Consider the following 25,432-nt stretch of genomic DNA (forward strand, 5'->3'; position numbering starts at 1 on the left):
TTTTAGGCAATTTCTAAAGTTCAATGTTGCATCAAAACCTTTAACTCATGTTCAATTCGCTAATACTCAGCCCTTTTCACTTTACTCGGAATGTAATCTTGTGCCATTTGAGAAAACATACCTTGTGCTAAAATTTGCGCCAAAGTCAGTGCTGAATTCTTGTGAAAATCTATAAGTGGACCGAATCAATTTTTTTCTGCAATATTAATTTTAAAGCCTATGTACAGATACTGTTCAAACAATCCGTCGTTGTTCATGTAGATACCTATGTCGCTCAAAAAACCACATAGCTGCTGAGGTACTATTGAGATGTTTCTTTATAGATCTTGTAAAATTCAATTCAGCTATTTGGTTCGTCATTTAAAGTTCTTCTTTTTTCCGATTAGATAATCTGAAATTGAATCAGCACAAGTAAGTACTGACAAACTATTGATAGATATGCAATAAACAACACAGGAATGCATAGCAACATGAGTAACAAATTCGAATTCCAAATCCGTGTATATATTGAAGATACAGATGCTGGCGGCATCGTCTATCACGCCAATCATATTCGCTTCATGGAACGTGCTCGTACTGAATGGCTACGTGCTTCTGGGATTGATCATTACTGGCATCAAAAAGATTACAATTTTGTCGTCCATAAAATTGCTTTGAAATACTCACGTCCTATACTGATGGACGACCTGATTACTGTTACAGCAAGTGTAGTTTCATGTAAAGCTTCGTCATTTGTGTTGCAACAAAATATATATCGTGGTGAAATCATGCTTGCTTCTGGCGAGGTAGAGTTGGCATGTTTAAGTACAGATATGAAACCTCGTAGAATTCCTGACGAAATCCGTGATTTAATTCTTCGAGAATTAGCCCACGAATAAAAAATATTTTTGGCACATGTAACTATGGCAACACAACTAGAATCTTCTCTGCACATCTCTGATTTAATCTTACAAGCGAGCCCTGTGGTTCAATTGGTCATGCTGGTCTTAGTACTTGCATCTGTTTTTAGTTGGTATCTGATTGCCAAGTTACATATGGGCTATAAGAAAGCACGCCAAGGCGACGACCATTTTCAAAAAATATTTTGGTCTGGCGCTGAACTTAATACCCTCTATAACAATGCGCAACTTAACTCTAAACGCGATGGTCTGGAAGACATCTTTTATCAGGGTTTAAGTGAATATTTGAAATTGAAAAAGCGCCAAGCTGATACTGTACCCATGATTGAAGGTACAGAACGTATTTTGCGAGTAGGCTTAAGTCGTGATCAAGGTCGTTTAGAACAAGGTTTGAGTGCCTTAGCCAGCATAGGCTCTGTCGCTCCTTATGTAGGTTTATTTGGTACTGTTTGGGGCATCATGAGTGCCTTCATCGGTTTGGCACAGGTTGAACAAGTAACTCTTGCCACTGTTGCACCAGGCATTGCCGAAGCACTGATTGCAACTGCGATTGGTTTATTTGCGGCAATTCCAGCAGTATTGGCATTTAACCATTACACTGCAAAAGGTGAAGAAATTTACTCAGATCGTGCATTATTTGCCGAAGAAATGGTGGCGCTGTTACAACGTCAGTCTGTGGGAACTACACAGGAAGCTGAATAATGGCAATCCAACGCTCAGGACGTTTTGACCGTGTCAAAAAGCCTTTAAAAAGTGATATGAACGTTGTTCCCTATATCGACGTTATGTTGGTTTTATTGGTCATTTTTATGGTTACAGCACCTATGATTACGACGGGTGTCAAAGTTGACTTGCCACAAGCCAATAACAATCCGATTCAATCTGAGGATCGACCTGCTATCGTGACGCTTAATGCGGATGGAAGCATCCAGCTCGAAGATAAAACACATAACAATGATGTGCTTACTTTAGAAGAGCTTAAAATTGTCCTTACAGAAAATCAAAAGCAAGCTCAAGCAAACAGCAAACAATTGAGTGTTTTGATTAATGGCAGTGAGTCACGCCCATATGGTGAAGTGATGAAACTTATGTCTGCATTACAAGATGCGGGTTTAAGCCAAGTTGGCTTACTGACAGAGTCTGTAAAGTAAGTTATGAAAAATACTCAAAAGCCACAATCTAAAGATAAAGCGATTGCACTTGGATTTACCCTTGGTATTCATGTGGTGGCGATTACAGGCTTACTCTTTTTAGGTCTTAGTCGACCACCAGAACCTCCGAAGCAAATTAAAACTGTTCTTATCAAACCTGAAGATTTACCTCCTCCAGAACCAAAACCATTGGTAGACAGTGATTCAACGGAAACAGCTGACTCAAAAATTTCAGAAAATATCCAACAAACTGCTGAACCAGACCAAACTGCGCCTGAAATTCCAGTCGAATCAAAGCCTGATACTAAAGCAGTGGATATAAAAAAAGCAGCTGATGAAGCTAAAGCCGCTTTAGAACAAAAAATGGCACTCGCTGCAGCGCGAGCTGATCAGGAAAAAGCCACAGAACAAGCAAAAGCGAAAGCTGAAGCCGCGGAGAAAGCGAAACAAGAAGCCGCTGAAAAAGTGAAACAGGCAAAAAATGCAGCTGAAAAAGCCAAAGCTGAAGCTGATGCAAAAATTAAAGCTGAAACGGCGGCTAAAGCGAAGCAAGAAGCCCTCCAAAAAGCTAAAGCCGATGCTGCTGAAAAAGCAAGATTAGCTCGTCTTGATGCTGAAGCTAAACGTAAAGCTGAAGCAGCAGAAAAAGTGAGAAAAGACGCTGCTGAAAAAGCTGCTCAAGCCAGAGCGGATGCAAAAGCCAAAGCTGATGCCGAAGCTAAACGCAAAGCGGAAGCTGAAGCCAAACGTAACGCCGATGCTAAAGCCAAAGCAGATGCTGAAGCTAAACGTAAAGCAGATACGAATGCAAAATCCAAGGCTGATGCCGAGGCAAAAGCAAAAGCCGAGGCAAAATCTAAGGCAGATGCTAAAGCCAAAGCTGATGCAGATGCTAAAGCCAAAGCAGATGCGAAAGCCAAGGCAGACGCAAAAGCCAAGGCTGATGCAGATGCTAAAGCCAAAGCAGATGCAAAACGCAAAGCAGATCTTGCTCGCGAATTAGAGGAAGAAAAGAACTCTGCTGCTGAGAAAGTAAAAGAAGCAGCTGCGAATAAAAAGGCAGAAGCCAGAACAATCGCCTCAAATGCAACCCGTGATTTTACAAACAAGGTAAGATCAGCATGGAATGTTCCGTCAGGAACAGCTGGAAAAAAAGTAAGTGTAAGATTTACTCTATCTGATTCAGGTCAAGTTCTCTCTGTAGTTCTCACAAATCCTAGTGGAGATGAACAATTGGATGCAAGTATTAAAGCAGCGATTAAAAATGCAGCTCCATATCCAATGCCATCTGATCCAACAGCTAGAAATCTTGCTAAATCTGTAACCTCTACATTTACAGCAAAATAAGATCTGTAATCTACCCTGCTTCAGCAGGGTTTTTATTTGATTCACGTTATGGATAAGGTATTTGTGAAATTTTTTTTATTTATATTTCTTGCATTGATCTATCAAAGCACGCTTGCAAATCAAAATAGCCAAATTACTGAAACTAATTTTGCATCAATCCATCCAATGGAATTGAATACAACTGCGTCAGCCCTTGAAAAGAAAAGTGATCTTGCCAACGAGCAAAAAGCGAAGGCTAAAAAACTGGCATTCAGCATAAAAAAAGAATTTGTCCATAAAATTCTAAGAGCTTGGCATATACCAACAGGTGCAACAGAACAAAAAGCCAACGCACGTATAAAGCTTACACAAAATGGCTCCATTGACTCAATCGTTGTCAGTTCAGCAGCTCCAGATGTCAAAACAAGTATAGAGCAAGCGATCTACGATGCAGCGCCATTCACATTGCCCACTCAACCAGAAGTTAGGAGAGATGTACAAAGTTTCTCAGTCAACTTTATTGTAGAATAGAATTTGCATTCTCTATAGTTAAAACAATATCTATTATCAACCAAGTCATATAGACACATTGGAAAAATAAAATGCAATTTAAAACATTGCTGATTAGCAGCTTTCTTATTTGTTTCTCAACATTTTCATTTGCTGAAAAAAATCAAATCAACCCGCCAATTGAGGTTAACAGGCAACAAATACCTTCTAACCCGTTTACACATGAAATGCCACCAACTGCTCCACCCCAGCAAAAAAATACACCTACACAAAATGAACAACTTAGACAAAATCAAATCACCAGTCAAATTTACAAAAGCAGAATGAATCGTATTACAAAATATTGGAAACGCCCTGCAACAGATTTAGCAGAGAAAGCCAATGTTCGGGTCTATCTAGATGAACAAGGAAATGTTGAAGATATTCTATTCGTGGGTGGACAGTTTAGTGATGAATTTGCGCTTTCAATCAAAACAGCGATTTATAAAGCTGCTCCCTTTGAAATGCCTAATGAACAATCGCTTAAAAAACAATTTCAAGAAATTCCTCTCCAATTCGCTGTCAGTGAATAATATCCTATGTTTCGTCAACGGTTATGATTTTAATCAATTTGTTTAGATAACTTATCAAGCTGTCATTCATCTGAGTCATACATTTAGATTTATTTTTTATCAACAAACAGCGAATTATCATCTTTTATTCATAATTACATGCTTTATATAGATTAAAATAATGTCTTTATGCTACAAAGCTAAGCATAGTTAAAAATTGATATTTGAGTACATGAAGTCCAATGAAAATCATGCCTAAACGTCTATTAGGATTAGCGATAATTGTTGCATTGAGCCCAGCATTGATCACCACATCGTATGCACAATTGCATTTAGAAATTGCTAAAGCTCCTGAGTCCGCACCTAAAATTGCCATTCTTCCTTTTAGCAATGATCAATCCATCTACCCGATCATCGAACAGGATTTAAATCGTTCTGGTCGCTTTACCAGTTCTTCTAAAAACTTACCTGCAACTGCCAGCGTAAATAATGTGAATGCAGAAGCTTGGAAAGCCGCTGGTGTTCCTTATGTCGTTCTAGGTGAGTCAAAAGTAAATGCTGATGGTTCATTGGCTGTACATTACCAACTGTATGATGTCGAAAAGCAAAAATTCTTGCTCAATGAATTGCTCACAGTTCCTGCTTCGCGTGTACGTACCGCAGCACATATGATCAGTGATGCTATCTATCAAGCATTAACAGGTATCCAAGGTGACTTTACTGGACGTATCGCCTATGTGCTACGCAATCCTGCAACACCTGATACACGTTATACTTTGCAAATCGCAGATACCGATGGTGAACAACCTAAAACTGTGTTGAGCTCAAGAGATCCTATTCTCTCTCCTGCTTGGACACCAGATGCTAAAAAGATCGCCTATGTATCATTTGAAACAAAACGTCCAGCCATTTATGTTCAAGATTTGGCTTCTGGCGCTCGTGAGAAATTAGCCTCATTCCGTGGTTTGAATGGTGCACCTAGTTTTTCTCCTGATGGAAAATCTATGTTGTTCACCGCATCTATGCACGGCAATCCTGAAATATATCAAATGGATTTAGACACTCGTCAAGTTAAACGAATGACCAATGACAGTGCAATTGATACAGAAGCACGCTATGCACCTGATGGGAAATCATTTATTTTTACCTCTGACCGCGGTGGTTCAGCGCAAATTTATCGCTATAGCTTTGATGACGGGTCAACAAAACGTTTAACTTTCCGTGGCGCATTCAATGCTCGTGGTACGCTCAGTGCAGATGGCAAATATGTTGCATTGGTACATCGCCCTTCTGGCAGCAATTACAAGGTCGCGATTCAAGAAATTTCTACTGGAATTACCAATATTCTCACTCCAACAAGTCTCGATGAATCACCTAGCTTCTCTCCAAACGGGCAAATGGTGGTATATGCAACGCGTGAAGGAAATCGTGGCTTATTGGCAATCATGTCAACAGATGGTCGTTTCCGTATGAATTTACCGAGTGAACAAGGTGAAGTACGTGAGCCTGCTTGGGCACCTAAATGATTTACCCATGTCGCATGACTTAATTTAAAAAGGAAGTATCGGAGATCAACATGAAAGCTATTCAATATTTAACGTTACCATTACTCGCAGCAAGCTTAGTCATGACTGGTTGTGCCAGCCGTAAACCTGCTGCAACAGTAGAGTCTGGAACAAATCCCAATAGTGCGACTACGGTAAACACGACGGGCTTAAGTGAAGATGCAGCTTTAAATGCACAAAATTTAGCAGGCGCTTCAGCCAAAGGTGTAACTGAAGCAAACAAAGCATTTTTAGCAAAGCGTGTTGTACATTTTGACTATGACAGTAGTGATCTTTCAAATGATGACTATCAGACACTTCAAGCGCATGCACAATTCCTAATCGCCAATGCAAATTCAAAAGTTGCTCTAACAGGTCACACGGATGAACGTGGTACCCGTGAATACAATATGGCTTTGGGTGAACGTCGTGCAAAAGCTGTAGAAAGCTACTTAATCACTAACGGTGTTAAGCCAAACCAATTAGAAGCGGTAAGTTATGGTAAAGAAATGCCAATCAATGCAGGACATGATGAATCTGCATGGAAAGAAAACCGTCGTGTCGAAATTAACTATGAAGCTGTTCCACCGTTATTAAAATAATTTTTAAAAACAATATAAAAATGCCCAATTCAATTGGGCATTTTTATTTTAGGCTAGCCGACCAATTGATGATTTTGACATTTATAGTCAATCTGTTGAAAAATTTATACAGAAGAATATTACTTCTCTCGATCAATAAAATGAATACAATCAATATATTGTTTGATGATCTAAAGCTTGCACTGCCACGCTTGACATCTATAGTTAAATTTTAAAAACGAGACTTTCAATTGATTAAAAATCAATACCGCCATTTTTGGAGCTTTTGATCACCGATGAGCTCAATCACCATATCTTCTACCCATTGCTCAACTTGATCAGGGGTAGCATCACCAAATAAATCCGACTGCAACAAGATTAAACAACATTTGAGATATTCATCGACATCATCAAAGATTTTTGCCAAATAAGGTCTATCATCATGATCAAAATAATAGACTTCTTTGCTTATGTCATGAAAACAAAACATATTGCCATTACCGAGATAGTCACTAAAAGTAATCAAATGCGGTAAAACCTCTAGATCTTTTGAAGTGAATTCAGGTGCATATTCTGGTGCGGCAGCCCATATATCTTTTAAATAGCCAATATCATCAAACTGTTGTAGCTCTTCACCAATATCCGCAATGCCAAATGTTTGATAGAAAATTTTTAGAGAAACTGGCAAAGTGGTTTTTAAGCGCAGTTCAAGTTGATCAATTTCATCAATATTTATTGGAGATGCAACTTCTTCATCATTTAAATCTGCAAATGATTGCAAAATGCGTTGGGTTTTTACCTCCCACTCTGGCTCTCCAATTTGATGAAATGGAAAGACGATATCTGCTTTATGATGAATTTCAATCATGATTGATGCGATAGTCTTCGAAATTTACTTGGATTATAAAATAAAAAAGCGCTTATCAAAGTGATAAACGCTTCTTATTGATTAAGCCTTTGACTCGTCTGGCTTGGGACTTTGCATGGATTCAATCATATCGTGCTTATTGAATTCTTTGAACTCAGGTTTAGCTTCGTAATTCTTCCATGCTTCTTTCACATTTTCAGCACTAATCTCTTTAAGATCAATACCTTCATTTTGAGTCGGAGTCGCTTCAAACTTTGCCGTTGTCATGTGAGTGCTCCTTTACGTTATTATCCGTATATCCAACATAACACTTTCTAAAATACTTGCAAGGGTAATTTCACGACAAATAACACAGGATAATTTTTATTTTGAGCTGAACTCATCTAAAATACCGTTATTGTTTAATGTGTCAAAATTTATCGCTTTTGGAGCACCTCTGATATGTCATATCGCACTCTATCCCAATATTTAGAACAACAACAAGGGAATTTAACACCTGAACTTGCCAATGTGATTGAAACGATTGCCAACACATGTAAAACCATTGATCAGGCGCTACAAAAAGGTGCGTTAGCAGGTGTACTGGGCAGTGCTCAACATGAAAATGTACAAGGTGAAGAACAAAAGAAACTTGATGTTATTTCAAATGATTATTTAATTGATGCACTCAAAGCTAACTCAAATGTGGGTGGCTTAGCATCAGAAGAATTAGATGAGTTTACCCCAGCGCAAGAAAACGGCAAATATCTTGTTTTATTTGACCCTTTGGATGGTTCAAGTAATATTGATATTAACATGTGTGTAGGTACAATTTTTTCGATCCTTCCTGCTCAAAATAGCATTACACAAGCTGAAGATTTCATGCAAGCAGGTTCACAACAAGCTGCTGCAGGTTATGTTCTTTATGGTCCATCAACCATGATGGCACTTACAGTTGGTGCAGGTGTTGTATTTTTTACCTTCGATCCAGAAACTCAACAATTTTTACTGACTTCTGAAAATGTTCAAGTGGCTGCGGATACTAAAGAATACGCAATCAATGCTTCAAATCAACGTCATTGGGAAGCGCCTGTAAAACGTTATATTGATGAGCTACAAGCAGGTAAAACTTCTGTACGCGAAAAAGACTTCAATATGCGTTGGGTAGCATGTATGGTGGGTGATATTCACCGTATTCTATGCCGCAGTGGTATCTTCCTATATCCATACGACACCAAAGACCCTCAAAAAGCAGGTCGCCTGCGTTTGATGTATGAAGCCAATCCAATGAGCATGTTAATGGAACAAGCCGGTGGTGCATCTACAACAGGTCGCGTGCGTATCCTAGATATTCAACCTACTGAGTTACATCAACGTGTTCCAGTCGTGATTGGCTCTAAGAATGAAGTTGAACTTGTTACAAGCTATCATCACTAATTCTTTCATTTTTACGTGCGCTTTAAGCGCGTAAAACCAGTAAAGGTCTGTTGTAAATTCATTTTGGAATGATCAACAGATCTTACTTATTTTTGGATCTACTCTCCCATGCCTACAATTTTCCTTGAATCAAAAGACAATCCTAAAATTAAACACCTAAGAGGTTTAATTGAACAAAATACTTATCGTAAGAAACAAGGACAAACTGTACTTGAAGGCACACACCTGAGTCTTGCATGGTTAGAAAAGGGACGCAAAATTAATTCGATTTTCACCACTGAGCATGCATTGGATCATGAGGATCTTGGTGAGATCATTGACCAATACCAAGGGATGGTGTTCGTGATCAGCGAAGCATTATATAAGGACCTAAGCACCTTAGGAACCACCCTTGCCTGCCTTGCAATCGTTGATTTGCCAAGCTCAACACAAGCATTGAATTTTAGCGAAGACACGTTAATTCTTGAAAATGTTCAAGACCCTGGTAATGTCGGAACGCTATTGCGTTCTGCCGCAGCTGCAGGCATTGAACAAATTGTCTGTACAAAAGGCTCTGCTTCATTATGGTCACCACGTGTTCTGCGTGCGGGTATGGGCGCACATTTCTCCTTACAAACCTATGAGAATGTTGTACTTGAGGATATTTTAAAGCAATTCAAAATTCCTGTTTATGTGACCAGCTCACATGAAGCAGAAAGTCTGTATTCCAAAAATTTACGTAAACAATGTGTGTGGATTTTGGGTAATGAAGGTCAAGGCGTTTCAGAATTTGCATTAAAACGTGCAGAAGCTGTATCTATTCCACAACCAGGCGGTCAAGAATCACTCAATGTCGCTGTTGCAGGCTCAATTTGTTTCTTTGAAATGGTTCGTCAACGACTATAAAGTTAAATTATTTTAAATATCGCCCGTTATTGAAGAAAATCATTTAAACTGAAAAAAATAATTGATTTACGTGTCAACCCAAACCATTTTTTAAACGTTATAGTGATATGAATTTAAAATAATGGTGGGTACCCAATGACGGGATTTTCCATCTCTATGGACTTAGCACCAAAGAAGTCACAGACTGAAACAGCCAGTGCTCAAACGAGTACCAGTGAACAGCGCCTGCGTTTTTTTATGCAGGATGTGACAGGTCGTGCCTTGGTCATGATGGAAAATGCAACACAAGGTCATAATGGGATTGCAATGGATTTGGTACAGGAAGCATTTATTTCCTTACATAAGTCTTATGCGGATAAGTCCACAGAAGAATGGTATCCATTGTTCTACACTATTTTAAATAACAAACTACAAGATTGGCGTCGTAAAGAAGCACGTAGAGCATCTCCTTTTTCCCTATTTCGAAAAATCGATTTAGATTCTGATGATGAAGAAGCGATGGAAATTGTTGATGAATCTACACCAAACCCGCTTCAGTTTTTAGATCAAGATGTCACTATTGAAGAAATTCAAGACGCGATTAGTGAATTACCTGTACGCCAACAACAAGCATTTATGCTACGTGCATGGGAAGGCTTTGATACACAGACAACGGCATCAATTATGAACTGTAGCGAAGGTAGTGTAAAAACCCATTACCATAGAGCAATTCAAGGATTGAGAACTGCGCTATCACATTTAAATCCGTATGGAGGTTCATCACATGAATAATGATGATTTCACCAAACAAGTGACGGCAAAACTGGATGAACTTGCACGTCATCACCGCAATAAAGCAGTGGTGATGAATAATGTGTTAGATCGTATCCAAGATCAGCCAACATCACGCTTTAGCAATTGGAAAATGACTGGCTTTGCACTTGCAGCAGCAATTACAGGCTTTGTTGTTGTACCAAATGCTTTCGATGTTTCCAATGAAGCTCATACACCGCAACAAGTGGTGATTAGCCCTAAACTTTCACCACAAATGATGGAAGATTTAGATATGTTATCTGTTTTTGGTGAGGATAAAAATTCTCATGGTAGCTAGAAAATTAGCATTGGCATTTTGTGCTTTTGGTTTTCTACAAACAAGTTTTGCTGGATTTGAACGTTTTTGGATTTTTTCCAAAGATGCGAATACGCAAGTCAATGAAACATGGGATGCGCTGTCTGAAGATGAACAAAAAGCATTAATCAAACGCTACCAAAATTTAAAAGAGCTCCCAACTGAACAAAGCGCTGCTTTACAACAACGTATGGACTGGTTTACTCAACTTCCTGAACAAGAAAAGCAAAAAATGCGTGAAGCATGGCAACAAATGAGCACATCTGAACGTAATGAAATGCGGAAAAAAATGCAAAAAGCATCTACATCAGATGAACGCAATGAAATTCGTGAAAAATATATTCAAAAATACCAACCAAGTAGTGTTGTATCGCATTAACATTATCTATCCATGTGTACTAAAGCCAGTCATGGTACTGGCTTTTTTTACTCAAATTTATTCTTTCAAAAATATAGTCAAACCTCTAAATCACTTTAAAAATTATTAAATTTCAATATTTTACAATAAAATAATGCACAACTTAGTACAAACTCTTATAGTCTTTTAGTAATTAATTTGTTTTGTACTTTTAAATCATAGATTGTCTTTCTATGTTGAGATATTGCCTTCATCAATCTATTTAAACTTTAGATGTAAAACATGACATTGATAGTTTTATATCTCAAACTACGTACTTTTAATATTCATTTTATTGATCAAAAGAAATTGTATTTTACTGTATGTATCTCTCACAGATTGACTGCGCTTTGAATCAATTACCCTTCCATCAATACCAAGCAATCAGTAAAATTAAAATATTGGAACTCAAGTCAATTATAGAGATTAATTTGAATGATTAATCAATAAAAAAACCTGCACAAGGCAGGTTTTTATCGCTTAAATTCAGATCTGAATTACAAGCTATAATACATATCAAATTCAACTGGGTGAGTCGTTGTATTTAAACGACGAACATCTTCAGTTTTAAGTTCGATATAGGCATCTAACATTTCTTTGGTGAACACGCCACCTTTAAGAAGGAAGTCATGGTCCGCTTTAAGTGCTTCAAGCGCCATATCAAGACTGTGAGCAACTGTTGGGATTTTTGCTTCTTCTTCAGGAGGAAGATCATATAAGTTTTTGTCAGCAGCTTCACCTGGATGAATCTTGTTTTGAATACCATCAAGACCAGCCATCAACAATGCCGCGAAACCTAAGTACGGGTTCATCATTGGATCTGGGAAACGAGCTTCAATACGTTTGCCTTTAGGGCTAGAAACGTAAGGAATACGGATAGACGCAGAACGGTTACGTGCTGAGTAAGCAAGCATGATCGGCGCTTCAAAGTGTGGTACTAAACGCTTGTACGAGTTTGTAGAAGGGTTAGTAATCGCATTCAACGCACGAGCATGTTTGATAATACCACCGATGAAGTACAATGCCATCTCTGAAAGACCTGCATATTCATCACCAGCAAACAAGTTTTTGCCATCTTTAGAGATCGACATATGAACGTGCATACCAGAACCGTTATCACCTACCATTGGTTTAGGCATAAAGGTTGCAGTTTTTGCATATTGATGAGCAACGTTCCACACTGCATATTTGAACTGTTGAACTTCGTCTGCTTTACGAACCATCGTGTTGAAACTCACACCAATTTCTAATTGGCATGATGCAACTTCATGGTGATGTACTTCTACACGACCAGGACCCATGATGTCTTCAATACGCGCGCACATTTCAGCACGCATATCTTGATGAGAATCAACAGGAGGAACTGGGAAGTAACCACCTTTCACACGTGGACGGTGACCAGAGTTACCAGATTCGTAAGAATTACCAGTAGACCATGCAGCTTCTTCAGCGATCAAAGTATGGCGAGCGCCAGACATGTCGATGTCCCATTTAACTTCGTCAAAAACAAAGAATTCTGGTTCTGGACCAAAGAATGCAGTATCACCAATACCTGTAGATTTTAAATACTCTTCAGCACGACGAGCAATTGAACGAGGGTCACGGTCATAACCTTGACCAGTTGAAGGCTCAATAACATCACAAGTCACGACAATTGTCGCTTCAGCAAAGAACGGATCAAGGAAAGCAGTTTCAGGATCTGGACGTAAAATCATGTCAGATGCTTCAATGCCTTTCCAACCAGCGATTGAAGAACCATCAAACATTTTACCATCTTCGAAAGTATCTTCATCGATAGTATCTGAAGGGTAACTTACATGTTGCTCTTTACCCTTAGTATCAGTAAAGCGAAAATCGACCCATTTTGCGCCACTTTCTTGTATGAGTTGAAGGACCTTGTTCGCCATGCTCATTTTGCTCCAATGAATTTTTGTTGCACTTGTGAAGTGCGTGTTAGTAGTTGGTATCTATAAAGCAATTAGCATACCAACTTTTAAAATAATTGCTAATTTATTGAATTTCTTATCAGAAAATAAGCTTAGCAACCATTATTTCGCTTCTATTATACTGAGTGCAAATAGAATTGCACCATATTCAGACACACTTCTTATTTTAAAATCATTCAGCACTATTTTAACGCACTATTTTTGTGCATATTCGTTAAAATGTTTTATCTTGGTGCTTACTTTCAAATTTTTCACGGTGATGATGACATTCAATCATTTCAAGCACATTAAAAAAGTGTATCCATAAAATGGCTACACTGTGTATTCAGACAGAATACGTTCATATTGAACGTATTCTTATAAAGAGCTGATGATTTTATCAAAATTCAACTTCTGCTCGAGCAATCAATGCTTCAACCATTAACAATACATCATCTTGCTTTCTCGCATCTACAGCGAAAATGGGCATATTGACCTGATTTAAACTCATCCAATCTTTATATTGTTTTAGCAGCTGCTGTGGGTTTTCGTCGACATGCGTTACTCCAACAACAATGTTGTTTACATATTCTTTGAAGCTTTGAAAGTAAAACTTCAAATCCTCAATTGCGTCTTTTTGAGAGTGATCAATCAATACTACAGCACCTATTGCACCTTTACAGATCACTGACCAGACAAAATCAAATCGGTCTTGTCCTGGTGTCCCATATAAACCTACAACAACACCATCTTCTAAACGGATTTCGCCGTAATCAATCCCAACAGTGGTCAACGCTTTACTGTGTGATTGTTCATCAGTATTTTGTGCTTCAGTAGATAAAACTGAAATTTCAGACAAAGACTTAATCGCTTCAGTTTTACCTGCCCCCATCTTGCCACCAAATACAATTTTATACTGTTGTAAAATCACATTATCACCTTTATTCAAGTTCTTATTGCTACACATTGATTAAGTTGTAGTACTTATTTTTCAACTTAAAAAAACCATGTTTATGCAATCAATTTTCAAGTTGAACAATCAGCTACCAAATCACAGCCCTAATTTTTTCCGTAATTTACCAAAGAAACCACGTAGAACACCTGCCGACTGTTTTTCCTCAACAATTAATTTTGCTTCTTCTTCAGGTATATTTTTGAGCATATTGCTCAATAAACCAATTGAGACAAATTTATAAATCTGATCTTTACTATAACCCGTTTTTTGCACCACTTGGGCAATAGTCGCTCCTTGCTCAAAACAAGCTGCTATTTTAAAAATCATTTGTCTTTCATTTTGATGATTAGGCTGTGGCCAATCAATAAGTTGATAATAGTCCCCTTTGTGGATTGTGGTATTAATATCATTGGAATACCACAATAGATTCCACAACCAAGACTTAAGTTCGATACCTTGATTTGAACTCACTGATTGCGCCATTTGCATGGTGGCATAAGTAAAATTTAAAGAAACATCAGTGCCTTGAATTTTACGTAATGCATCCACCCATACTTGCTGAGTTCGAATATTCACTAATGCAATATTACCCTTGGCATCAAAAACTTGTACATTACCGTTTCTTTCATTAAAAAACTCTGGAACAATTTTTGTGAGATCTAAAGTTTTTGAAATTTGATTTACAATATGCACTGTTTTATGGCTAACAGGCACATGGAAATAACGATCTTTAAACCATTTTCTAATTTCATCAGTGGCAGAAAAAGGTAAATACAGTTTATCCCCTTCGATTTGCCCTGATTTTTCATTTTTATTGATTAACCTTAGATAAGGTATTTTTTTTACACCCACCAAATTTTGAATTGTAGGAGAACTAAAAAACATATCATTCACAAGAAGAATATCTAAATGCGGATCAGCAATGTTTGCCCAACTTACTTGAAGTGAGTCATCATACATCAATCGTATTTTCTGCTTTATTGCATCAAGTACATTTAAGCTCAAGCCAAATATCGCAATTTTTACTTCTTCTTTCATTTAGCCCCCACGGCCTCGTATAGAGTGTGACCAGTTTATCATTTTTATCAAAAAATAAAACAAAAAACACTATCTTTAGTGTGAAAAAATTGTAGCAAAGTTAATATACAATTTAATGTTTCAAATACAAGAATATAATAACTGAGCTTTAAATAAAATATTTTCATTAAAATATATAAAATAAATTATTTATTATAAAATACATATAATTCAATAACTTAATCATAACATCTGAATTTCATTTACCCCAACTCCACCAAAGGTACATATTAATCAATTAAAAAATTTAATGAAACTTAATATTTTATTTAAAAATTTTAATAACATTTGTATATTAAATCATTTTCATGCTGAGCTTAAGTGAGATAATCTCTCATTCTCATATACTAAAAGATTCTATAAAATCGTTGTTTCTGATTTGCTGGTACAAATCACACTGCATCCTAGGATATATTATTGAGTCACAAGGCTTTTAAATAAGACCAGATTGAATTGTTCGAATGCGACTTGTGATTGCTTATTGAGATGTGAATGGCTTTGTTGCACAAACCTAGAGCCTATAAGGTTTATTCAGTCCTATAATTTCAAAATGAATAAACCTACTCCTAAAACTTATCGTACAACCAACTGGTCTTCCTATAATCGCGCTCTCATTAATCGGGGCAACATTTCCATTTGGTTTGATCCAAACACTCAGTGGTATGCACAACCACAAAACAAGCAAGGTCGAAATCAAACTTACTCCGATACGGCTATTCAATGCTGTTTAATGATCAAATCTTTATTTAGACTCTCTTTACGCATGGTCACAGGTTTTGTTCAAAGTCTGATTAAACTTTGTGGATTAAATTGGACCGCACCAGATTACAGTACGCTTTGTCGAAGACAAAAACATATTGATATTGCGATTAGCTATCAAAAAAGTAGTGATGGGCTACATCTACTCGTCGACTCAACTGGCTTAAAGTTTCTAGGTGAAGGTGAGTGGAAACGTAAGAAACATGGACCTGAATATCGTCGCCAATGGCGTAAGCTTCATATTGGCATCGATGCTGAAACCTTGCAAATACGTGCAGTACAGCTTACTACAAATAATGTGAGCGATTCGCAAGTACTCGGTGATTTACTTGCTCAAATTCCCTTAGATGAACGAATTGATTCGGTCTATACCGATGGTGCTTATGACACGAAGCACTGCAGACAAGTCATTCTAGATCGAGATGCACATGCGCTCATTCCGCCAAGAAAAAATGCAAAACCATGGAAAGATCAGAAATTGAGATCTTTAGAGCGGAATGAGTTACTGAAAACAGTTAAACGTTTAGGAAGAACGCTTTGGAAAAAATGGTCTGGTTATCATCGTCGAAGTTTAGTTGAAACCAAGATGCATTGCATCAAACTATTAGGTGATAAATTAACAGCAAGGAGTTTTTCTAGTCAGGTGAATGAGATTCATGCACGCATAGCCGTATTGAACAAATTTACAGAATTAGGTCGTCCTCATACCCAAGTTGTCACTTGAATTCTGTTCAAATGAGCAGAGTGTTATCTTTTAAATCTTTGTGCAACAAAGCCGATGTGAATTGTTAACTATTCTTATTTTGTACTGCCAAATCTTTCATCATATATGATATTGGTATAAAGCCTCGCAAAACGAGGCTAAATTCACCAAGAGTAACAACCTGTCAGTAATCCAATGTAATCTACTTTGTTTGTTAAAATGAGCAGTATGAAGATCTAACTGTCTTTATCTACCGAATGCGGTGTCGTGGTTTGATCTTGTTTTTGCGTATCCGAATCTCTTTTTTGACACGCAGTTAAGCCCAATAATAAAACTAAACTTACAATCGAAATGATTTTCATATCTAGCCCAATCTTGCTTAAAAATTAAACAATAGCAGAAAATAATAACCAAATTGTTGAATTCATGAAACTCACAATTTTTTTACTGTGCTGAAAAAAATAATCGCCTATCAGTTCCAGAAAACAGAAAATATTTTTTCTTTTCCTATCATTTTAAGCTTTACCTTGTATCCAGCTTTCTTAAATTCTTCACTTAATTTGTCTAGTTCATGAAGAGCGAAATCTTTTGCAAGACATTCGCTCACAAACAATTCGCCTTGATCTGCTTTTAATCTGATTTGCTTCTTCAAAAATCTTTTGAGTTGCTCAATTGAAAAATATTGTGATTGATTCTGGTGCATTCTCGTTTCAGTAATTGTAGGAGTAAACATGGTAAAAATCTCATATTAATAAGCACAATCAATGATTATGAGGGATGCAACACCTAATTCAGTATAAATAATGAAATTACAACAATCTTCAAAAATACATATTAAATCATTAATTTATATCAATTAATTATAAAAAACCATCAATCTTTTCATTTACTTTGTTTAAATTAAGTTATAAAAAATGCGACATTATTTGAAGATTTTTCCATTAAAAAATAAAAGAGATTACTTTCCTGCAAACAGGATGCATTCTAAATACTTAAATTTGATAGCACTTAATCTAGTTTAAAACTAGTCCCGCTTTTGATATGAGAATAGGCAGTTTAAATAAAGCCCAGCTTGAGGAGAATGCAAGCTGGGCGGTCTAGTATGTCCTGTTTTATTCTATTTAATTCTTGCTAGAGACTATACTATTGACTCAACATAAATGCAAATGATTATCATTTAAAGTGAATAATTTAGATCGACCACCTCAATTTTATAAACATAAGACATTGAATTAAATAAATATATCTCTATTGAATTGCTTTCATCATTTGTCTTTGTCTTCTAACCAATCCAAGAGTTTCTTTTCTTTTACGGATTTCTTCCTCGGTAAAAGGTAAATGATGAACTAAACTTTCTATAGGTAATACACTATTTTCAATCAAATAGCAGTCTTGATCCGTGGTCCAATTCGATAGAGGACTTTGGAGTTTTTTCTGTAATCTTTTCATGGTTCAATTTTAATATATATGACGGCTATAGAAAAGCTCATCATTTGATAATCTTTCTTGACCATCAGCGTGATATTGATTCAAATACCCCCTCTCGATTATGGTTCTTTTCTTTATCAAAAAATTATAAATTTTCCAAGTTAATCTTTAACTCAACAATGCAAAAATATTTGAATAATTAAGAAGCCAAAGCAAGCCATAAGATAATTTCAATCAAAACAAAGGTACATGGAACATTTTAGAGTGTTATTCGATAAAGCTTGTTTAATCCAATATAGAAAGATCGTCCATCGAGATTAAAATTACACTTCTGTCCTGTTTCGAGTTGAATTTGCTTGCCTACTTCAACCCAAGAAATGCCGCCAACATTATTTTGTTTACGCTTCAGTGGAATAATTCTGACTTGAATTTGATCTCCATTGACTGCTTTAGCAATCGTCCATCCATTTATTAATTTCATTTTTTACTCATTTCATTGAGGTTTTGTAAAACAGTTCAGTCATTCACTATTTGAGAGAGATATTTTAAAATCCAATTGTGAGAGGCAATTGCGCCTAAAATTAAACTTCCAATTTTTACATCAGCATATTTATAGGGAATACATATATGAGTTGGAACATAGCCAACCCTGATTTAAATTCTAATCAATAGAAAAATATATTTTTCAATACTTTAACCAAAATAACTTATCCGATATTCTAAACTAATTACTAATAAGTACGGCATTGAATAAAAAAAACCTAGAAAGCATAGAGCTAACTAGGCTATAAACTTTAAATTTTTCATTGGTAGCGGGAGCTGGATTTGAACCAACGACCTTCGGGTTATGAGCCCGACGAGCTACCAGACTGCTCCATCCCGCAGCAATGAGTGACAGTTATACGCTGAATAGAACAGTAACACAATGTTTATTTTTTAGTTATGTTAAAAAATATAATTTCCGCCTATCGGCTTTGTTACACAAACATAAAAAAGCCAATTTTTCTTAGGTTGACCGAATTTAAGATACAATCTGGGTATGTGGTTGACCTAATTCAGTAAGTTTATTGAATACGGCAATACATCCATGAACCTCATTGACCTGACTTTCGAAGTTCCTTGCATGCAATTTATCGCCTAATAATTTGATGCAGTGCATCTTGGTCTCAACCAAACTTCTGCAATAATACCCTGCCTATTTCTTCCATATTGTTCTGCCTAGACGTTTTACTGTATCAAATAGTGCATTACGTTCAATTGAACTCGCTCGTTTATCTTTCCAAGGCTTGGTATTTTTCCTGGGTGGAATTATCGAAGCTGCATCTGAATAGGTTGGAGTGCGCCATTGTTTGCCATTTTCCTTAGCGTACTATTAGGTATTTGGATCAAACCAAATGATGAAATCACCACGACTAATTAGAGCTTGGTTGTACGATGACCAATTCTTAGTACGATAGATTTTCGGGGATAGACTTCTTTATTCAAAAATTATATTAATAAAGAAGCCTTTAAGAACAAGTTTGTGCAACAAAGCCTTTTTTTAAGTATAAGAGCGTAAACAAATTAAGTGATATTCGTTTTCAAACTCTAATTCAGCCCTTTTCATACTCTCAGGTGTACTATATCGTGTCCTTCCATATGCTAGTTTGATCATATTCTCAATTAAACTTCTGATTTGAGGTTCTGAATTTGGTAATAATGCATCAAATTGATCACTCATTGAATGACCACGTTGTCTGTTATGCATTACCGTTCTTGCCGTCAATGATGCAGATCTACAAATATCTTTCCACTCTTGTTCACTATATCGATTTGGAATCGACTCGTTTTCAGTTTGTTTACTCATATCATGATAACTTTCATTTGAAGAGTACTGTTGAGTTTCATATATGTTGGCTTCTTGTCTTTCTTTCACCGATTTTTCAAGCGCTTTTGCTTTTATTCTCGCTTCTGATTCTCGTTGAGCTTGAACTTCATCTATCTTATTCTGCATAAGTCTTGTATTTTGCTGAATTTCAGCCATCTTTAATCGCACCATGTCTTCCTTGTTGTTTTTATTGATGAAATATCCGATTGACAACACGATAATAATGAGCGCACCTGCAATATATTTCACAATCTGTGCCCTCACATGGTCATAGAAAACGTACGATTCAACAATTGGTGACCTCGTCCCAAATCGGCAAATGAAACAAAGCTCAGCACAATAGTTAATTCAAATGTGATTTTTTTCATATCATGACCACTTATTATAAAGTGCGCTCAATGTAACAAAGTGTAAAGAAAAAATGAATATTTATTCGACTAAATATGTGTAAAACTATTAACACTTTATTTAAATGAGTTTTCATCTAAAGTACATCGGAAATTAAATTTTCATTAATTTAAATCTTTTAAAATAAAAACCATTTTGATTGAGTCAGTCATGTGATACGCCCATTTTTAATTGATTTAAAAAAATGATCTTAGAAAGTGTTTAGGGCAAATTGCTAATTTTTTCTTCATTGTAAGCTAAAACGACATTTGGCATTATTGATTCCATCTTTTAACAGTGAATTTGTATGCAAATTTCTAAAATAAGACACTTTATATTGATAATGTTGTGTACAACCGCAAGTAACTTTGTTTACGGCTGTGAACCTGCAACACCTGATTGGGCAATGCTTTTTCAAGCTGCTGATAAAAACAAAAATAAACTTCTTGAAAAAAATGAGTGGGTTGCACTAAATCTATTAAAAGAGCCAATGCCATGGGTAGATCCACCATCAAAAAAAGACCCCAATCGGTTAAGTATATTCGAGAAATTAGATGATGATAAAAATGGGAAACTCAGTAAAAATGAGTTTGCTGAAGGTGTCTATAGTTACTATTTTACAAATCCATGTGCGGAATTAGAATATCGAGAGCAAATTAAACCAGATTCTACATGGCAAAAATTTATGAATATTTTATTTAAAAACTAACCACTATTGAATAGTCTTCTTACGAGAGTATAAAAACTGGACTGTGATAACTCGGCTTTAATATTTGAATTTTTAAAAGTATATAAAATTATTCATTATTATTTGGGTTTTGTTGCATACATTCTTGCTCGATGTCATTCATAAAATTCGACGTGATAACCATTTTACCCATTACACTCGAATTAATCGGCTCTTTATAAGCTTTTTGAATTAGTTTGTTAATTTCATTTTTATTGTATTTTTCGTCTACAGAAAGGAGCTTATTTTGAAGATCACTTATCTTTCTTCCATCCTGTCTGAACCCCATAATTGAAAATGCTCTATTTGCTAGTACGAAGTAATGACCACCTTCATCGTTCTGAAGAATATCTTCGAGTTCATTCGTTTAATTTTCAGCAAATGCTTTGGATGAAACCAGGGTCTGTTGACATTTAGGGTTCATAATTTAACCTACAAGGGGAGCCATAAAAATATACAAGCTAATGCAACAGAACTTTCATAGTTCCGTTTTAACTTGTCGTATCGAGTGGCTATCCCTCTAAATTGCTTTAACCTACAAAACATATTTTCTACTAAGTGCCTGATTTTATATAAATACCAATCCATATGGTCATTGTTTGATTGGCTATTGGTTTTTTTAGGTATATTCGCTTTTGTTCCAGTTGCTCTAATCTGCTGTCTTAATGGCTCTGAATCGTAGCCTTTATCTGCACATACAATCTCTGCCTCATTTAAATCGAGTTTTGAAATTAAATCAGGTGCGACCTTAACATCATGTGTCGTTCCATCAGTAATAATGAAATCAATAGGATTCCCATTTGAATCTACAACTAAATGTATTTTGGAGGAGTTTCCTCCAGCACTTTTAGAGATTGCCTGATCAGCGATACCCGCTGAATGTTGATGAGCGCGAATATGAGAACCATCGATGAACAGCCATTCCATATCTGTATTCAGCGATAATAATTTAAATATAGTGAGTAACTTACCACTGCTAGACCAACGATTAAAACGTTTAAAAATAGAGTTCGGTTGTCCAAAGCAAGTGGGTATGTCACGCCAAGGACACCCAGTTCTAATCCTATAAAGAATCGCTTCAATAAAATTTCTTAAATTTGAGTTGAGATGAATGGATAAATTACGCAAAATAGCTTTCAACTTTTGCCAGTGTTGATCTGTTAACATGGTACGAGGCATAGCGAATAGTAGAATTGGGTTTGGCGATTTAATTTTACTACTTCGCTATTTTTTAATCTAAAAGTGTCAACACGCCCCAATATAAACAACAATAAAAGCAATCTCAATTAGTGGTGGAACAGCAGTGTCAGCAGTAGCCGTATTAATCCAATTTGGGCAAAGTTTGAGTTCAGTAATTTTAAGAGGCGAGGAATAACCACCTTGCGGAGTTGTAAGCCTGAGATTTGCACAGGCAATAAAAAAACCGCCTTTCAGCGGCATTCTGTAATTTGAGATTAAATGCATTTATTTTCTGGATTGTTTATTTTTTCATTTAAATATTTTAAATTGTCTAGCCACTCATCTTTACTAGCATTAATAAAAAATGATTTCTCTTTTGCAGATTCATACTCTTTAAAGTTGTTTAAAATATGTAAATCAAAATCCCTTTCTGCTTTCCATGTTAAACAGTCTCTAGCGGCTTGAATTTTAATTTTATCTTCAACCTTGGTAACCATGTTCCCGTCAGGATACCTGTAAACATCATTACTATTAGTTTGAGCCTCAATAAACTTAGTTTGCAACCTGTAGTATTCATCTTCAAATGGCTGAGCTACCCCCGCAAAACTGTTAGTCACAAATAAAAATCCTAAAAAATAAATTATTAATTTCATTTAAGTTTTTTCCATTATTTAAAAAATTAGCAACATTATACTGAAAACCCTAAATTCTTAAATGTCTTCTCATCAATTTCTTTTAACTGCTTCAGTGTATATTTCTAGTCAGTTAATGGATTAATCAATCTCTCAATTAGATATTTGTCAGTTTTATATAATTTATATCAAGTCTTGCCAATTCACCTGCAACTGGCAAAGTATATTCACCATTTTTCTACAAAAAAGAAAAAGAATTTCCAATCTAATATTACTAAAGTTCTACCTTGTAATTGAAGCTTTTCAGCTTCTTGGCAATAATCATAAAAATAGCCCGTCTAACCCTCAGCTGTTGATTCAAGTGTGATTTTTTCATCAACACTCACAGCTTCAAAAGCACCAGTGACAATTTCACGCGCATTATCTGGATTTTTTGCACAAATTTTACCAAACTCTGAAATAGGCAGGCGTTTTAAAGTACTGCCATGAAAGAGAAATCCTTACCAAGTGAACATGAATTTAAGTTTTGCTGCTTTTGTGATGGTGAATTGATAGAAGAAAAGGAGGAAGGTTGATGGAAATTGATCGTCATGTCCGAGCTAATGTTATTATGGATTACTTAGAATAAGGTAGCAAAAAGTTCTACTCTGAAATTAACAAAGGAAATATCAAACGGTCCAATCGAATTTTGGAAAAAAATGTGTTCTGGTATGAGTCCTATGTAAAGCAAAAAGTGGAAGAATTTAAACAAGAATCTGATATTATAGCCTGCACCTAGCAGGCTTTTTTTATTTTGTGCTGTGACTAGGTACTTTTGCCAAAACGGGTAACCTAACGGGTATCCAAAATCACCAAACAAAATAAATTGATAAATTTCTATAGGTTAGTATCAATATGCTTCTAATGATCGATAATTACGATAGCTTTACGTATAACATTGTCCAGTACTTTGGCGAGTTAAACCAAGACGTAAAAGTTGTTCGCAATGATGCCGTGACTTTAGAGGATATTGAACGATGGCAACCAAAGTATCTGGTCATTGGTCCTGGTCCTTGCTCTCCAACTGAGGCAGGGATTTCTATTCCAGCAATTCAACATTTTGCTGGAAAAATTCCTACACTTGGCGTTTGTTTAGGGCACCAAGCGATTGGTCAAGCTTTTGGTGGCGATATTATTCGTGCCAAAACCGTAATGCATGGTCGCTTATCTGACATGTATCACAGCGATCAAGGGATTTTCAGCAATTTACCTTCACCTTTTTCAGCGACACGCTATCACTCCCTCGTGATTGATCAAGCCACAGTTCCTGAATGCCTTGAAGTTACCTGCTGGACCAATGAAACAGATGGCTCAATGGAAGAAATTATGGGTGTAAAACATAAGACACTACCTATAGAAGGTGTGCAGTTCCATCCTGAATCAATTCTGAGCCAGCATGGTCATCAAATCTTTAAAAACTTTTTAGAAATTTATGCGAAATGAGTGTAGTAGCAAATCATGAATATTCAACAAGCTTTAAATAATATCACCAAAAATATTGAACTCACTCAACCACAAATGGAAGAAGTGATGCGCACCATTATGCAAGGTGAAGCGACTGATGCCCAAATAGGCGCACTCATGATGGGTTTACGTTTAAAGGGTGAAAGTATTGACGAGATTACGGCTGCCGCGCGTGTCATGCGTGAGTTTGCGATTAAGCTTGAAGTCAGTGACATTCCTCATTTAGTCGATATTGTGGGTACAGGTGGTGACGGACAAAATCTATTTAATGTATCGACAGCATCCTCATTCGTCATTGCTGCTGCTGGTGCAACGATAGCAAAACATGGCAATCGAGGTGTGTCATCAAAGTCTGGTTCATCTGATCTTTTGGAACAAGCAGGCATCAATCTTGATTTGAATATGCAACAAACTGAACGTTGTATTCGAGAAATGGGGGTTGGTTTTTTATTTGCCCCTAATCATCACAAAGCAATGAAATATGCAGCGGGTCCTCGTAAAGAACTCGGTTTCCGCAGTATTTTCAACCTCCTCGGCCCGCTTACGAATCCGGCTGGGGTAAAACGCTATGTAATTGGTGTCTTTTCGACAGAACTATGCCGTCCTTTGGCTGAAGTGCTCAAGCAACTAGGTGCTGAACATGCGATGGTGGTCCATTCTAAAGATGGTCTAGATGAAATCAGTCTAGCTTCCTCAACCTATGTGGCTGAGTTGAAAGATGGTGAAGTGACAGAGTGGACAATTCAACCAGAAGAAGTCGATATTGAATCGCAAACCTTAACAGGGCTTTCAGTCGAAAGTTCAGCTGAGAGCCTTGCATTAATAAAAGATGCGCTGGGCAAGAAAAAATCAGCAAAAGGTGAAAAAGCAGCAAGTATGATTGCTTTAAATGCTGGTGCAGGCATCTACGTTTCAGGTTTAACCAATACCTATAAACAGGGCGTCGCTTTAGCACATGATATTATCTACGGTGGACAAGCTTTGGAAAAAATGAGCATTTTGTCTGAATTTACCAAAACGCTTAAAGAATATGAAGCTTAAGGATAGAAGGATT

30 protein-coding genes, 1 tRNA gene and 2 pseudogenes are annotated in these 25,432 nt (G+C 36.5%); 17 read left to right on the forward strand and 16 right to left on the reverse strand.

Translation table 11 applies throughout. From position 1 onward, the window contains the following. Window positions 1-470: 470 nt before the first annotated feature. The 8 genes from ybgC (at window position 471) to pal (ending at window position 6,583) form a co-directional block, all read left to right on the forward strand. Window positions 471-878 carry a tol-pal system-associated acyl-CoA thioesterase gene (gene ybgC / locus F938_RS13110; RefSeq protein WP_004724526.1) on the forward strand — a complete coding sequence of 136 codons (408 nt, stop codon included), beginning with the start codon at window positions 471-473 and terminating at the stop codon, window positions 876-878. Window positions 879-902: 24 nt separating this feature from the next. Further along, window positions 903-1,601 carry a protein TolQ gene (gene tolQ / locus F938_RS13115; RefSeq protein ID WP_004824635.1) on the forward strand — a complete coding sequence of 233 codons (699 nt, stop codon included), beginning with the start codon at window positions 903-905 and terminating at the stop codon, window positions 1,599-1,601. After that, complete coding sequence (tolR, locus tag F938_RS13120) at window positions 1,601-2,050, forward strand: protein TolR (RefSeq protein ID WP_004824636.1); 450 nt, start codon at window positions 1,601-1,603, stop codon at window positions 2,048-2,050. The genes tolQ and tolR overlap by 1 nt, the downstream gene beginning before the upstream one ends. Before the next feature lie 3 nt (window positions 2,051-2,053). Beyond that, the gene (gene tolA / locus F938_RS13125; protein ID WP_005032379.1) at window positions 2,054-3,397 is read left to right on the forward strand and encodes a cell envelope integrity protein TolA; all 1,344 of its coding nucleotides are present in this window, start codon (window positions 2,054-2,056) and stop codon (window positions 3,395-3,397) included. A gap of 63 nt (window positions 3,398-3,460) precedes the next feature. Beyond that, window positions 3,461-3,907 carry a cell envelope integrity TolA family protein gene (locus F938_RS13130; RefSeq protein WP_228129517.1) on the forward strand — a complete coding sequence of 149 codons (447 nt, stop codon included), beginning with the start codon at window positions 3,461-3,463 and terminating at the stop codon, window positions 3,905-3,907. Between the two features lie 71 nt (window positions 3,908-3,978). Then, window positions 3,979-4,458 carry a cell envelope integrity TolA family protein gene (locus F938_RS13135; RefSeq protein WP_005032384.1) on the forward strand — a complete coding sequence of 160 codons (480 nt, stop codon included), beginning with the start codon at window positions 3,979-3,981 and terminating at the stop codon, window positions 4,456-4,458. A gap of 221 nt (window positions 4,459-4,679) precedes the next feature. Continuing rightward, window positions 4,680-5,963 carry a Tol-Pal system beta propeller repeat protein TolB gene (tolB, locus tag F938_RS13140; RefSeq protein ID WP_005032388.1) on the forward strand — a complete coding sequence of 428 codons (1,284 nt, stop codon included), beginning with the start codon at window positions 4,680-4,682 and terminating at the stop codon, window positions 5,961-5,963. A gap of 50 nt (window positions 5,964-6,013) precedes the next feature. After that, window positions 6,014-6,583: a peptidoglycan-associated lipoprotein Pal gene (gene pal / locus F938_RS13145; RefSeq protein ID WP_004824646.1), complete on the forward strand. Its 570-nt coding sequence runs from the start codon at window positions 6,014-6,016 to the stop codon at window positions 6,581-6,583. A gap of 241 nt (window positions 6,584-6,824) precedes the next feature. Here the strand turns inward: pal and F938_RS13150 are convergent, their stop codons facing one another. Next, window positions 6,825-7,430 carry an SMI1/KNR4 family protein gene (locus F938_RS13150; protein ID WP_005032391.1) on the reverse strand — a complete coding sequence of 202 codons (606 nt, stop codon included), beginning with the start codon at window positions 7,428-7,430 and terminating at the stop codon, window positions 6,825-6,827. Window positions 7,431-7,511: 81 nt separating this feature from the next. Then, window positions 7,512-7,697: an NF038105 family protein gene (locus F938_RS13155; protein ID WP_004824653.1), complete on the reverse strand. Its 186-nt coding sequence runs from the start codon at window positions 7,695-7,697 to the stop codon at window positions 7,512-7,514. A 174-nt stretch (window positions 7,698-7,871) separates the two neighbouring features. Between F938_RS13155 and F938_RS13160 the strand changes: the two genes are divergently transcribed. The 5 genes from F938_RS13160 (at window position 7,872) to F938_RS13180 (ending at window position 11,218) form a co-directional block, all read left to right on the forward strand. Continuing rightward, window positions 7,872-8,846 carry a class 1 fructose-bisphosphatase gene (locus tag F938_RS13160; protein ID WP_004824655.1) on the forward strand — a complete coding sequence of 325 codons (975 nt, stop codon included), beginning with the start codon at window positions 7,872-7,874 and terminating at the stop codon, window positions 8,844-8,846. Window positions 8,847-8,954: 108 nt separating this feature from the next. Beyond that, a complete protein-coding gene (locus F938_RS13165; RefSeq protein ID WP_004824658.1) occupies window positions 8,955-9,731 on the forward strand; it encodes a TrmH family RNA methyltransferase in 777 nt (258 codons plus the stop codon). A gap of 156 nt (window positions 9,732-9,887) precedes the next feature. Continuing rightward, window positions 9,888-10,502 carry an RNA polymerase sigma factor gene (locus F938_RS13170; RefSeq protein WP_010591608.1) on the forward strand — a complete coding sequence of 205 codons (615 nt, stop codon included), beginning with the start codon at window positions 9,888-9,890 and terminating at the stop codon, window positions 10,500-10,502. Next, entirely contained in the window at window positions 10,495-10,821 is a 327-nt protein-coding gene (locus tag F938_RS13175) for a hypothetical protein (RefSeq protein ID WP_004824662.1), read from the forward strand. Before F938_RS13170 ends, F938_RS13175 begins: the two co-directional genes overlap by 8 nt. Beyond that, window positions 10,811-11,218, forward strand: a complete 408-nt coding sequence (locus F938_RS13180; protein WP_004824664.1) for a DUF3106 domain-containing protein — start codon at window positions 10,811-10,813, stop codon at window positions 11,216-11,218. The genes F938_RS13175 and F938_RS13180 overlap by 11 nt, the downstream gene beginning before the upstream one ends. Window positions 11,219-11,733: 515 nt before the next feature. On the opposite strand, the gene glnA is transcribed toward F938_RS13180, so the two are convergent. The 3 genes from glnA to F938_RS13195 form a co-directional block, all read right to left on the reverse strand. Beyond that, window positions 11,734-13,149, reverse strand: coding sequence for a type I glutamate--ammonia ligase (gene glnA / locus F938_RS13185; protein ID WP_009586679.1), 1,416 nt, complete (start codon window positions 13,147-13,149; stop codon window positions 11,734-11,736). Window positions 13,150-13,561: 412 nt separating this feature from the next. After that, window positions 13,562-14,092: a GTP-binding protein gene (locus F938_RS13190; RefSeq protein WP_026040421.1), complete on the reverse strand. Its 531-nt coding sequence runs from the start codon at window positions 14,090-14,092 to the stop codon at window positions 13,562-13,564. A 120-nt stretch (window positions 14,093-14,212) separates the two neighbouring features. After that, window positions 14,213-15,154, reverse strand: a complete 942-nt coding sequence (locus tag F938_RS13195; RefSeq protein WP_005032399.1) for a hypothetical protein — start codon at window positions 15,152-15,154, stop codon at window positions 14,213-14,215. Between the two features lie 589 nt (window positions 15,155-15,743). Between F938_RS13195 and F938_RS13200 the strand changes: the two genes are divergently transcribed. Further along, on the forward strand, window positions 15,744-16,676 hold the full coding sequence (locus F938_RS13200) for an IS5-like element ISAha2 family transposase (RefSeq protein WP_001040037.1): 933 nt from the start codon (window positions 15,744-15,746) through the stop codon (window positions 16,674-16,676). Between the two features lie 215 nt (window positions 16,677-16,891). Here F938_RS13200 and F938_RS24730 read toward each other — a convergent pair whose 3' ends face one another. From F938_RS24730 to F938_RS13225, 7 genes and pseudogenes are all read right to left on the reverse strand, one after another. Continuing rightward, entirely contained in the window at window positions 16,892-17,017 is a 126-nt protein-coding gene (locus tag F938_RS24730; protein ID WP_009586673.1) for a hypothetical protein, read from the reverse strand. Between the two features lie 110 nt (window positions 17,018-17,127). Beyond that, window positions 17,128-17,388 (reverse strand): hypothetical protein, encoded by a 261-nt coding sequence (locus tag F938_RS13205; RefSeq protein ID WP_005032401.1) that lies wholly within the window; start codon window positions 17,386-17,388, stop codon window positions 17,128-17,130. Window positions 17,389-17,903: 515 nt separating this feature from the next. Next, window positions 17,904-18,104, reverse strand: a complete 201-nt coding sequence (locus F938_RS24735) for a hypothetical protein (protein WP_004824680.1) — start codon at window positions 18,102-18,104, stop codon at window positions 17,904-17,906. Between the two features lie 238 nt (window positions 18,105-18,342). Beyond that, the gene (locus tag F938_RS13215; protein ID WP_005032403.1) at window positions 18,343-18,564 is read right to left on the reverse strand and encodes a hypothetical protein; all 222 of its coding nucleotides are present in this window, start codon (window positions 18,562-18,564) and stop codon (window positions 18,343-18,345) included. A gap of 326 nt (window positions 18,565-18,890) precedes the next feature. Beyond that, window positions 18,891-18,967: transfer RNA gene (locus F938_RS13220), tRNA-Met, on the reverse strand. Between the two features lie 137 nt (window positions 18,968-19,104). After that, window positions 19,105-19,404: pseudogene (locus F938_RS24740) on the reverse strand (transposase); the annotation flags it as partial. A 219-nt stretch (window positions 19,405-19,623) separates the two neighbouring features. Next, entirely contained in the window at window positions 19,624-20,199 is a 576-nt protein-coding gene (locus F938_RS13225; RefSeq protein ID WP_005032405.1) for a hypothetical protein, read from the reverse strand. Between the two features lie 445 nt (window positions 20,200-20,644). On the opposite strand from F938_RS13225, the gene F938_RS13230 reads away from it, so the two are divergent. After that, complete coding sequence (locus F938_RS13230) at window positions 20,645-21,046, forward strand: EF-hand domain-containing protein (protein ID WP_227510921.1); 402 nt, start codon at window positions 20,645-20,647, stop codon at window positions 21,044-21,046. Window positions 21,047-21,496: 450 nt separating this feature from the next. Here the strand turns inward: F938_RS13230 and F938_RS13240 are convergent, their stop codons facing one another. From F938_RS13240 to F938_RS24945, 4 genes and pseudogenes are all read right to left on the reverse strand, one after another. Further along, the gene (locus F938_RS13240; RefSeq protein ID WP_005032411.1) at window positions 21,497-22,243 is read right to left on the reverse strand and encodes an IS5-like element ISAbe13 family transposase; all 747 of its coding nucleotides are present in this window, start codon (window positions 22,241-22,243) and stop codon (window positions 21,497-21,499) included. Window positions 22,244-22,309: 66 nt separating this feature from the next. After that, window positions 22,310-22,528, reverse strand: a complete 219-nt coding sequence (locus F938_RS13245) for a hypothetical protein (RefSeq protein ID WP_005032413.1) — start codon at window positions 22,526-22,528, stop codon at window positions 22,310-22,312. Next, a complete protein-coding gene (locus F938_RS13250; RefSeq protein ID WP_005032415.1) occupies window positions 22,519-22,896 on the reverse strand; it encodes a hypothetical protein in 378 nt (125 codons plus the stop codon). Before F938_RS13250 ends, F938_RS13245 begins: the two co-directional genes overlap by 10 nt. Window positions 22,897-23,074: 178 nt before the next feature. Continuing rightward, window positions 23,075-23,366 (reverse strand): annotated as a pseudogene (locus tag F938_RS24945) (terminase); the annotation flags it as partial. A gap of 403 nt (window positions 23,367-23,769) precedes the next feature. Between F938_RS24945 and F938_RS13255 the strand changes: the two are divergent. Together F938_RS13255 and trpD are read left to right on the forward strand one after the other, a co-directional pair. After that, a complete protein-coding gene (locus F938_RS13255) occupies window positions 23,770-24,357 on the forward strand; it encodes an anthranilate synthase component II (protein ID WP_005032417.1) in 588 nt (195 codons plus the stop codon). Between the two features lie 15 nt (window positions 24,358-24,372). Beyond that, window positions 24,373-25,419, forward strand: coding sequence for an anthranilate phosphoribosyltransferase (trpD, locus tag F938_RS13260; RefSeq protein ID WP_004828881.1), 1,047 nt, complete (start codon window positions 24,373-24,375; stop codon window positions 25,417-25,419). The last annotated feature ends 13 nt before the right edge of the window (window positions 25,420-25,432 follow it).

Origin of the sequence: Acinetobacter bereziniae LMG 1003 = CIP 70.12 (assembly GCF_000368925.1) — a bacterium.
In the GTDB taxonomy this organism is placed as follows: Bacteria; Pseudomonadota; Gammaproteobacteria; order Pseudomonadales; family Moraxellaceae; genus Acinetobacter; species Acinetobacter bereziniae.